4 protein-coding genes are annotated in these 12,839 nt (G+C 41.6%); all 4 read left to right on the forward strand.

All coding sequences use genetic code 11. The features are described from left to right. Nucleotides 1-38: 38 nt before the first annotated feature. Nucleotides 39-11,267, forward strand: a complete 11,229-nt coding sequence (locus NE665_RS21935; protein ID WP_256302640.1) for a ZmpA/ZmpB/ZmpC family metallo-endopeptidase-related protein — start codon at nt 39-41, stop codon at nt 11,265-11,267. After that, on the forward strand, nt 11,264-11,776 hold the full coding sequence (locus NE665_RS21940) for a hypothetical protein (protein ID WP_117444961.1): 513 nt from the start codon (nt 11,264-11,266) through the stop codon (nt 11,774-11,776). The genes NE665_RS21935 and NE665_RS21940 overlap by 4 nt, the downstream gene beginning before the upstream one ends. Nucleotides 11,777-11,858: 82 nt before the next feature. Beyond that, on the forward strand, nt 11,859-12,515 hold the full coding sequence (locus NE665_RS21945; RefSeq protein ID WP_256302641.1) for a hypothetical protein: 657 nt from the start codon (nt 11,859-11,861) through the stop codon (nt 12,513-12,515). 100 nt (nt 12,516-12,615) lie between these two features. Further along, nucleotides 12,616-12,839: hypothetical protein (locus tag NE665_RS21950; RefSeq protein WP_256302642.1), on the forward strand; the 224-nt coding region annotated here is incomplete at its 3' end.

A 12,839-nucleotide genomic window follows, 5' to 3' on the forward strand; every position in this document is an offset into this window, starting at 1 on the left:
ATCAGGGAAGCTATACGCCGAAGGAGAACGGAAGCTATGTGTTCCAGAGCGAAGCGGCAGATAATGCACCTCTTGGTATGACCGCAACCTATGAAGTGACCGATATAACGGAACAGCCGAAGGAAGATCCGAAGAAAGAAGAACAACCCGTAGTGAAAGAAATCCATATCACGAATGAACAAGGCCTAAAGGATATCGCCAAAGCACCGGATAAGATATACATTTTGGACAGCGATATCACGGTTACCTCTGATTCTATCATGGTGGAAAAAGAATTCGCAGGGACATTGGAAGGGAACGGTCATGTGATCAAGGGCTTGAAGCAGCCGCTGTTCACTTCGTTGAATAAAGCAGCAATAAGGAATGTAAATCTAAGTAGTGAGATCAGCAGTACCAGTAATACAGCAGCGCTGGCAGTAAATGCAAAGGATACGAAAATCGATGGAGTGGGGATACTAGTGAAGATAGCATCACAGCGATCCGCTTCCGGTATGCTGGTCAGTGCAGCGAATACGAGTATCGGGAATAGCTATGTGAGCGGGGAAATCACAGGGGAAGCAGGAGCTTCCGGTTTTGTCGTCTCCGGAAATGCAGAAATAAGCAACAGCTATGTAACGGGAATCATCGAAGGCAAGCAATCTGCATATGGATTCGGAAAAGAAAGCAGTATCATAAACTGCTATGCGGCCGTGTATGTGGAAGGCAAGGAAACAGGCAATTTCAATGGAGAGAGCAGTAAGCTGGAAAGCAGCTTCTATGATATCAGCGTGGCATCGAAAGAAGAGTTGCGAGCACAGGAATACACAAGTGCGCAGATGGTCAATGGAGATCTGGCAATAGACGGATTCCAACAAACAAAGGGGAGCTATCCATCTTCAAAGAAAGAGATCACAGACAAATACAGTGAAGAGGCAAAGAAGCTGAGTGCGCTCAGTACACTGGCAGTCAGCACGCAGACAAGTCTGATGGGACTGACGAAGGATGTGGCACTGCCCTCCTCAACAGGGAAAGAAGCTGTCTCATGGAGTGCAGAGGGGAATGTCGGAGTATCTGGAAATGCGGCAATCGCCAAGGTAACGGATGACCTTGAACAGAATACACAAGGGACACTGATTGCAAAGACAGACAGCGGAAGAAGAACCCTGATGGCTGCCTCCGCAAAGCTTCTAGCGGAAGGAAAACCGGCTGCAGGAGAATCCGTGGCGGAAAAAAGTACAAGCATCAGCTATAATATGACGGCAAATCATTATTATTTGGTCACGACAGAAAGCGGATTAGATAGAAATCTGCCAGCAGATCATAAAGCCGCAATTGAAGGTGGATGGAAAAGATATCTCTGGAATGGGGCAATTACATGGAGTGATTTGAAATGGAACACAACATACTATCTGTATGATTATGATTTAAAAGATACGAAAAGTGTAAAGAAAACACAAATACAGACTAATAAGGGAAAAATAGGTGGAAGCATCCAGTTATCTGAAAACATGGCAGCCGGAGAAACTTTAACCGCAACTCTGAAGGATACGCTTACGACAAAAGGAACATGGAAATGGGAAAAAGCAGAATCGCCAACGAGTAAAACATGGGAAGAGCTGACACAAAATATCACAACAGCAGGAGATAATCAAATGAGCAGCTATGTCTTGCAGTCGGATGATAGCAGCAATTATATTCGTGTAACCTTTACAACAGAGGATGAATCCTTTGAAGGGAGTATTCAGACCTGTAGTACATCTGTAGTAAAAGCCCCGTTAACTGCAATAAAGATCTATACAGATGCAAAAAGAACAGTTGAAGCGACAGATGCAGACATGGTAGTCGATAAGGGTTTATATGCTTTGGTAGAACCAAAAAATTTTGATACGGAAGTGGATTATACATGGCATCATATGAAAGATGATGGAACCGTGAATGATGAAATTCAGGGAAGAGGAAATTTTTATCAGTTGAAAGGAAAAGATGTTAATGAAAAGATATGTGTAAAAGCCACAGCAAAAGGAGAAGGGGGCGCAAGTGGGATAGTTAAGAGTACTGTGTTTTCAAAATCTGTGGTAGCTGCACCAACTGCTGTTCCAACGTCTTTACCAGTTTTAGCAGTAGACAAGGAAACATCGATTGAAGACACATCTGTTACTATAAAGATGCCGGAGGAATACACAATAGGAAATGGTTTATATCAATTCGCATATAGTCAGGCAGGTGCTGGCGATGTAAAGACAGAATTCAAAGTATATGCAAGAGGTAGTAATCCAGTTACCATTACAGGTTTGAAGCCAAGAACAAAATACTACATCTATGTAAAAGCGATAGGCGAGAATGGACATCTTCCTTCAGAATACACAGAGGAAGGATTATCAATAACAACAAAGAATCCTTTCGTGAAAGGGACTCTTAATATAACGTCGACAGGAGCAGGTTATCGCTATGGAGATACTTTGAATGTTGAGATAACCGGTGAGGACACAAAGCAAACAGGAGATTATACATGGTATTTAGTCAATGATGATGGAACAAGAGGCGAGGCTGTAACAGAACCAACCTGGGATGGGTACTCTGTTGAATTAAATAATTCAGATTATATCAATCATAGATTAGAGGTCGTACTTTCAGGGACAGGAAATTATGGTGGAGAAATTAGTGCTCAAAGTGAAGTTATACAATTGGCTGAATGTAAAGCACCTTCTGGGGTTTTGAAAGATTTGAACACTATAACAGATAAAAGTGTGATTGTGAAATTACCAAAATTAACTGCCAGTCAGGGAAGTGAGCGATTTAATATCGGATTTTCAAAATTAAAAAATGGAGTACCAGAAGAATATCGTCCAAGTGATCAGCATGTCCAGTATGCCTCTGAGGACGAAGCACTTATAGAGGGATTGGATCGCAATACGACATATTATTTGTTTCTGCGATTTGATGCAAATAAACAACATGAGAAATCTGACTGGTCTACAAAGTATCTTGAGATAAAAACAGAAAAAACAGAATATAACGGTGCTATCTATTTTGAATACGGAAGTGCAGGTAGCGCACCAACACAGGGTGAACGTTTGATAGCACGGCTTGGAAAGATAGATGCAGCAGGAACTAAACCAAATTCTGTAGACGGAGTGTGGAGTTGGTATAAAACAATAGATGGAGTCAAAACCGAAATCAAAGACTTCTATCCGGGACAGGATGGATATAGTACTTATTATGAAATACCGAAGAATGAAAAACCTGGAACTGTTTATACAGTAGAGTTCAAATTTCATGAGGACTATAAAAAGAAATTGATAACTGGCGCTCTAATTGATTATGTAGATGCAGATTCACAAGCATTATTGAAATATGAAAAGGAACAGATGGCTCCGGCAGATGGTAATCAATTGAAGGAAGTAGAAAATTCAGCAACAGATTCTACAATTACATTTCAAATGGATGGAACACCGGGCCTAGTTTACGGCTTCTGTTATAGTACAGGTACAGATGTAGCAAAAGCAAAACCCGCAGACTACGATGCATATGCAGGTACGAATATAACGATCAAAGGGTTATCAAGGTATACCGATTACAATATCTGGGTAAAGGTAAAAGGTAATGATATGTATTCGGATAGTGATTGGTCTAGCTCATACATAACAGTTTCTACAAAGAAGACAGATATTTTGGGATATGTAGAGATTAGTGGATCAGATACTGCAGGACAGGAAATGGAAGCAGTATATAACAAAGCCAGCTATATGCCGGCCGGATCAGATGAAGGAGGTAATTGGCAATGGTATCGTGAAAATGATAGTGGAGCATATGATGCAATAGCAGGAGCTACTGACAGTAAGTATACACCGCAAAGTGAGGATATTCATAAGTCAATTAAAGCCGTATATTCCATGCCGGAAAGCAGCGATTTCATTGGCAGTAAAGAAGCAATTACACCAAAGATCAAGAAACAGCTGGTTACAAATACAACAATCACTAATTTTGTACAGGGTAAGGATACACCTGCAAGTAAACCCAGTATGGATTTCACATTAGGGGACTATCAAGATATATGGTACCGAATCCAAAATGCAAATATAGATGCACCACAACCACCAACGGAAATAAAAAAAGAAGATTTAGAAGCAGCAGGCTGGACACAGTGTACTGCACTTACAACAAATACAAGCATAGATTATCTTAAAAATGATTTAACAGCAAATACAAAATATACCTTATATATTGTAAAGGCAGAAACAGATTTAACACAGGTCAGTAGTATCATTAGCAGCAGTGCAGATATTGGAACCGTGAATCAAACAGGTACAATGGAAATAAAGAATACGACAGATGTCAAAGAAGCAGAGGACGGAAGTATCTCGTATACGAAAATCGCATATCCTGTCGTAGGTAAAACTATCACCGCAGAGTTAAAGGATGCTAATAATGTACAGGGTACATGGAAGTGGTATAAGAGCACTACAACCTGTGGAGATGATGGAAAAACTTCAGCGCCAGCTTCCGATAGTGACTCATGGGAACAGCTTGCGAGTGGGTATAGTCCAACGATCAATAAGTCCTATAGTTCATTGACTCTTAGTGAGGATTTGTGGAAGCACTATATCAAGGCTGAGTTTGTGCCTAATAATGAAATTGGCTATGGTGGAGATAGTATACAAACGGTAAATACTTCCTATATCAGAAAGATCTATGAAGAGTCTTTATCCCTAAAAGGAAAGGGGTATGAGAATGAAATTATTACAGCTAATGTTGACGGATATATAGAAAGTGGAAACATAAACACGAATAGAGATACAGTGGTATTTAAAATCGATGGAACAGTAATTACTAATTCGGATATCAATGGTGATTATACATATGACGGTAATCAAATAACAATTAAACTTCTTAACAAAGAGAATTGGAATGGTAAAAAAATTAGTGTTGAAGTGAGTAAACCTAAAGCCTATTACCTTTATGTTACTAATCAATATCAAGCTTTAGATAATAAAAATCTGATTAGCGAAGAAACTATTACTTACAAAGCTGGAACTGCTATTTCGTCAGAAGAGGATTTCATTAAGTTTATGGAAGGTAACGCACCTTTTGACGATCGAAGTAATACTTCAAATTATGTTATTACCAAAAACTTAAATTTAGATTCTTTTCCTGCAGCAGAAGTTACACCTGATAAATTTTATGGAGTATTAGATGGTGATTTTCATACAATTTCACATTTGAAAAATCCAGTAACATCACAGATATCGGGTTCAATTGATGATGCGGCAGAAATAAAAAATTTGATTATTTCTAATATTTCCGTTGAGAATTATTCTGGTGTTATCGCAGGAGATTCTGCATTCAAAAATGTAAAGGCGTCAAAATTATTCATGGTAGATGCATCTATACATGGTCATGCTGGAGGAATGATATTTGCGAATGGTGAAGTATACAATCAAGGAGAATCATTAACATTAGACGAAATAGGGACAGCTCGTGGAATTTTTGATATGGCAGGGCCCGGAGTATCCAGTGGTGGATTAGTAGGCTGGGTAGGAGGCCCTAGTACTAATGTTCATTTCAATAATTGTTTCATGGTCGGAAACGAGATAAAAATAGGATCTCGAAGCGCCGTTGGAGGACTAATTCGAGGATCGGCAATTGTAAAAAATTCATATTCTGCAGGTAAGTATATCTATCCAAGTGACGCATTCGCAATTGGAGCAATCGCAGCACAACCATTGTTAGCTGGCTCTGAGAATAATTATTATGATAAGGTAAAACTTCCAGCTACCAATTTAGCTGATGCAGGACAAGTAATAGGTAAACTGCCTAGCGAGATGGTAGGGTCTGGGTTAGTATTAGGCGATAAATATGTATATCGAGAAGGGTATTATCCACAGCTTAAATGGATACTTGAAGATACGAAAGAAAATTCTCCTAGTGCATCTATAATCGCTGATTTATATTCAGCGACTAGTGGAGCTTTTATAAGTGTTGACAACAAGACAACAGCCACACAAATGTTTGAAGGTAAAATTTATGGCGTATTACAAGTACCAGAGAATTTAAGGAGGCAAGGCTTTTCATATAAGTCAGACCATCCGGAAGTTATTAAAGTAACTGATGGTGGTACTATTTTACCCATTAGCCCAGGAACAGCAATCATAACTGTAACTTATAATGATAAAACTACAGGAGCAACACCGGAAAATACATTTGAGTTTACTGTATCTGAAGATTCTGCAGGTATAGTGAAAGCATTAAATACTGTTTCTATATCAGGAACTGCAAATCCAGGATCTAAATTAACTGCAATGACTTCTGGAGCACCAAATATCACATATCAATGGTATCGTAGAAAAAATGGAGAAACTAATCGAACAGCAATCAATGGTGCGAAGTCTGATTCTTACGTTATACAACCATCTGATGTCGGATATGAAATACAAGTAGATGTAGGTGCAACAGGATTTGCGACTATGTCATCAGGCTTTACAAATGCTGTAACTTCAATAGCACCTACCGGAATAACTATTAAATCAAAAACTGATAGTACTGTTGAACTTAAGGCAGATGGTGTTGACGGTGCGAATTATGAATATGCATATGCAACTTCAGAAGCTGGAAATAAAATCATTGCAGGCCAATCTACAGAAGCATTTACCATTACCGGTCTTACAAGAAATACCGATTACTGGTTCTTTGCTAGAGTTGCGGGTGGTACAGGTTATGAACCAAGCGAATGGAAATCTATAGATAAAACCAATACAGAGAAAACAGATATCGTTGGTCCTATTAAAACAAATGGTGCTATCAATATGGGAAACGAAGTGCGTGTTTCCATAGGAGATGATAATCTTCAAAAAGGTAATTGGAAGATTGAACGAATACCTGAAAATGCAGATCCAATCGATATAACAGTACTGGCTGTAAGTAAAAACGAGTATGATATATCTTATTTACTTACAAAAGAAGATGTTGGCTGTAGCTTGAAATTTACATTCTATGGAACTGGAGATTTCAAGGACCCGATAAAGGAAGGTAAGACTGATCCTGTTTCTTATACGATCCAAAAAGTTTTAAGGAAAACTCAGATAGCACCGGATGCACCTGTTGGTGAAATGAAGAGCGCACATTCCTTATCTGTAAAACATACGGGGATGGATACATATGATTTTGGTTATACAGATACCATAGGAAAAGATATTGAAATTCTGGATAACGATAAACTGGGATATGACAATAATGAAGAAGTTACAATTGATAAGCTAAATAGAAATACCACTTATTATCTGTATACCAGACTTCATGAAAAAGATGACTATGAACCGAGTCCTTGGTCTGCGTATGCAACTGCTGCGACGGATCAGTCTGATATTACAGGAAAAAGTAAAGTTGTGCTGGGCGGAGAACAGAAGGTTGAAGAAATCATAACGTTCACTGCTTCTGGTACGGATCCGGATACTACTGGGTTGACAGGTATCTGGATTCTGGAACGTATCGATAAGGATGATCAAAGTAAGAGCAATACCGTCCTAGCGACTCCTGATGAAATCAATCCCAACAAGATCAGTTATCAATTAAAGCCTGAGGATGCCGGATATAAGATAAAAGCAACTTATAAAGCAAATGGAGATTACAAGGGCAGCTGCTCATTTACCAGCGATGTGATTGAGAATGCAGATCAGGTATTGGGGACAGCGAAGACAGAAATCAAAAACATCATGCAATATCAGCTTACCTTGAATGTTGTTCAAACAGATGATCAGACTTCTATTTATGAATTTGGATATCGTAAGCATAATGAACCGACAGGAGTTATCACTTCTAATAATGTTACCGTAACATGGGGAAAAGATGTTGAGATTACTTCTCTTTCCAGAAATACAGAATACGACTTCTTCATTCGTAAGGCAGAGAAAATCGGTTATAACGCCAGTGAATGGCAATTAATTAATACACAGCCGATAAGAACGCAAAAATCACCGTTACTTGGAAATATAACTGTGACAAGTGATACGAGCAAGCCAAGTATTGACACTGTATTGACTGTCGAATATGTAAAGGGTATCTATCCTGATGAAGCGGATGATAGTACAAGTGGAAACTGGCAATGGTATCTTGATAAAATACCGGTTTCCGAGTCAGATGGAGGTATAAAACCTTCATTCAAAATTCCTCCTGTAGATGGAAATCCAGTTGTAACTGTGCGTTATATTGCGAAAAATGATAGTGATTTCTCAGAATACACAGAACGATCTTTTGGAAATGTATATAAAGATGATTATGAAATTCCGGTAGCACCAACTGTTACTGCGCTTGGAGAAGATTCTGCTCAGATTGGAAGTTTGCTGCGTTTGATTAGCAAGGAAACTCCATACGAAGATATCTATTACTACTTACAGTCTTCAGATATTGATGAACTTCCAGTACTTGAAATATCTGAGGATGTAGATAAAAAGGAAACCAGCAAAGTTGATAATTCAGGTACAGATAATACGGAGCACTGGATCAAGGTAAATAATGAACAAATGGATATTCGTGTAGATGCGAACAAAAGCTATGTTGTATATGTTGCCAGATTGGAATCCAGAACACATGCGGCAAGCGGTATCAACTCTGCTCGTCCAGTAAAAAGTGCAAAGGAGCCGTTGGAGCGAACGGATTACAAGGAAATAGAGGAAGCTGATACGAATGTTAGTTGGAAGACACTGCAGAGCAAGACAATACAATATACTGTTGATGGAAAGGCACCAACAGTTTCCTGGAAATACTATGTCGCTTCTAAAAAAGATGGTACGGAAGAATGGCAGAATATTGATGCGGAAATGAGGGCTGTGAAAAATTCAAGAGAAGATGGTATCAGTGCTGATAAAAAATATGCAGTTAGCCGCTTTGAAGTTCCATTGAAATATACAGGACAGTATTTAAAGATCACGATGACTGGCATTGATGATTACTCTGGTATGATCACGTTAATTACAAAGAATCCATTGGAAGGAGCTTTGATTACAGGCACTGCACGAATAGAAACGAAGGATACAACAAAGGTATTGGATACATTAGAGGCGAAGTATTTAGGTGAGGATGAAAAGAATGGAGTCTTTACCTGGTATCGTCAAGCAGTAGACAGTGCAAATAATCTAGTGGGAACGGCAGAAAAGATAACGGATACAGATCCAGGGAATATAAGCAGCTATGCACTGACACCATCAGAGATGGATTGTATAGTTTATGCAGTGTATACGGCACCTGCAAGCGGTCAATATGTTGGTAGTGTTCAAACAAATGGTATCATCGTGAGGAAAAAGGCTGAGCAAAATAAGCCGAATTCCCCAACGAAGGTCAGAGTGAACGGAAACAGTATTCAGTTTGGTACACCAATGAATTACAAGACGGACAAAATTGTGGATATTCCATATGTACAGGTCGGGTATCTGCGCTATGTAAATGATCAGCCGGTAAATGACAAGGATGAAGTGCTAACAGAAGAACAAATTGAATCCAATATCCATTGGCAGAGTGAAGCGGAGTATAAGGCACAGGATACCTGGTTCCGTAACTTGCGAAGAGATAGTGACTATAAGCTGTTTGCTAGATTCATTCCGACAGCTGCTTATGATCAGTCGGTAATCAGTGATCCAAGTGAAACGATCAAAACAGAGCATGCGCTCTTCCGTGAGGGTGCATTAGTGATTCAGGATGTTGCGGATATGCGACAGGCAGCTGCCAGACCAAGCAATATCGGATCACAGATCAAGTTCATATATAGCGGAGAAGGCTATGACGAAGGAGAGTTCCTCTTACATAGAAGCAATGGAGAGACGATCCCAGTAGACAGTGACAGAGTTGAAACAAATCTAACAGCGAAGACGATCAGCTACAGCTATACCTATACGAAGGAGGATGTCGGCTCCTATATCACGGTGGAATACAAAGCAAAGGCGGATGCTGCTCATTATCAGGGAAGCATAAAGAAGACGAATTCTGTCATCGTGACAAAAGCGGTAAATCCAGAGTCACCGAAAGAGGAGTATCGAGGATTGGAGCGAGACCTGGATACGAACCTGATCCTGACAAAGGTCAATGATACGTATGAATACTATTTGACGAGTGATAAAGATTATGTACCAGTAAAAGAAGATTGGGATACGGTGGAAATAAAAGAAAATGGTAGCCATGAATTCACAAATCTGGATAGGCTTAAGGAATACTATCTGTGGACGAGGATCGCAGAGACGGACACCTATGATCCAAGTGCGGCAGTGAAGTCAGATGGATTATCTCCGGCTCCGTTCATCGATTTCGGACCTTTGACGATCACAAACAGTAAGGACAGAGCGACACCGCCGAAAGCGGAAAGTGACTTCATCGTATTCCCGGATACATTGAAAAAGGGAAGCATAACGATCAATGAAAACCAGATCACAAAGAAGCAGGAAGAAAGTGATCAAACAGCAGCGGCGATCGATGCAGACATCAAGCATCCGGTATCCGATTTCCAGAAGGCGGATGGCAGTGCGACAGATCTTGTCTATGAAAAGGGAAGCGCATGGGGAGATCGAAACTTTGCGGTAGAGCTGGTGTTCTACGATAAAGATAAGAATGTGCTCGCTCGTGCAGATGGTAGGAGTACGAGCGTCGCGGTACCGGAGACTGCGGACTTCATGAAGGTGTTCATCTATCGAGTGAATGCGATGAGTGAGACAGGCTATATCTGGGAAGCGATGCTGGCGGATGACAGTGCCGAGCATATCACAGCCAAGCTGAAGGCGGATATCACCATGACGACACAGATCACCATGCAGCTGCCGACGAAGATCCAGCTGACACTGGATGATCAGGTGATGAAGCAGAGCACGAACAATGAACAGGCGATCAATAAGAGCAGTATGCCGATGGAATTCGGGATCGATCGAAAAGTGGCAGAGAAGAGTACGAGGGTGCCGGCATTAAAGGGACAGATGACGAAGACGACCTACTATGATCAGATCCCTAGCGGAGACGCGTATCTGAAGTGCTCGAATGATGGGACGAATTTCACGAACATCACGAGCGGCGCATGGCTGGATACCGGCTTACCGAACAGCGAGCCGGCACATCTGATGCGTCTGGGCGCAGATGCATGGAGCGGCTATTACTTCAGTGGGATCACGAGTAAGGCGCAGACATGGGACTTCACAGAGAACAAGTTCATCGATGAAGCCTATAAATTCAAATTCATCATAGAGGTAGCGAAGGAAGACGCTACGATCAGTGGAAAGCGCATCTACGAAGTAAAGGGGAAGGAGGAAACGAAATGAGCGAAGAGCAAACAGCAGGTAAGAGCAGGAAGAAGATCATCTCTGTCCTCCTCCTCTTGCTCGTCATCGCCGGGATCGGGATCTGGTTCTTTCTGGGAAGGGACGGCTTCCGCTTCGACAGTGCCGCAGAGGATGGGACACTGGATGGGATGAGTGAGGCACAGATCCAGGAGATGCTGGACAAGAAGCTGTCGGAAAGCATGCTGGCGATATCGATCAACAGCTCCCCGGTGTTCAAGGATGGGAAGAGCAAGGGGACGCTGCGCATCGAAAACGCACCGAACAACCGCTACAACATGAAGGTGAGGATCACGATGGATAGCGATGAGCGGGAGATCTATCACAGTGACGCGATCAAGCCGGCACAGGTGATCAAGGAGGATTATCTGGATGAGGAGCTGAAGAAAGGGACCTATCCGTGCACGGCGACGTTCGAGGCGTATGACACGAAAACGAATGAAAAGGCAGGTGAAGCATCGGCAAAGCTGAAAATAAAGGTGAAGGAATGAGAAGCAGGAAAGAGCATGTATCCCAGACCGGCGGGGATGTAAAAGATACGGGTCAGGAAAGAAAGGTAGAGGAGAAACCATTATGAAAAAACTATTAGCATTAGCAATGGCAGCGATGATGTGTGCTGTCACAGCACCGATCCACGCAGCAGATGAAGCAACAGAAGTGAATCCACAGACGGATGAAAACAAGAACATCGAATCAGAAACCGATACACAAGCAGCAAACGGGGAAGTATGGGCAATGCTTACCAGCGACACGAAGCTTGACCAGATGAAGGTGACCGTACCGATCCGCCTGCACTTCGCTGTACTGAACAAGGAAACTGGTGCAGCAGAAGATGCTCCATTGCAGTTCAAGGCACCGCATAAAGACAAGTATGCGATCGCAGTCGATAAGGATTCCTCAGTAGGAGTCAAGGTGACAGCGGTGAAGTTCGAGAAGCCATTGAACGGAGCATGGACGCTGGCAGATGATGATACAGCAGCGCAGGCGATTACAGATAACCCTAAAACTGTCGCAATCAAGTTGAACAATAAATGGATGAAGCTGGGAGATAATACGTTTGAAGCTGCTGAGCAGTTGAAGATAGCACCGAATTCATCAAAATCGCTTGTTCTTGATGGTAGTGCATCCAAGAGTACGATTCCAGAAAAAACAAAAGGTATCTATGAAAAGGCATTCAATGTAACTTATACGCTGGAAATGGATAAGGCAGATCCGACACCTGCACCATAAACAGAGAACACGGATACATACAAAAGAGCACATCGTGCTCTTACATGAGGGAGGAAGTAGTTCCTTCCTTATGCAAAGGTACGATGGAAGGAGAAAATGAATGGAAGAGATGAAGGAAGCATCAAAAGAAGAGAAGAAGGAAGGAAAACAGGGGAACGGGAAAAAGAAATGGCTCATCCTCATACTGCTGCTGATAGTGCTGGGAAGCTTTGCCGCATGGAAGCTGTTCGATACCGGAGACGGTCTTGCCATGGACCCCGACCAGAGTGAGGGCACCCTGGATGGACTGAGTGAGGCTGAGATACAGAAGCTGCTGGATGACAA

This window comes from Clostridium sp. DFI.1.208, from assembly GCF_024463855.1.
Lineage (GTDB): Bacteria > Bacillota_I > Bacilli_A > Erysipelotrichales > Erysipelotrichaceae > Clostridium_AQ.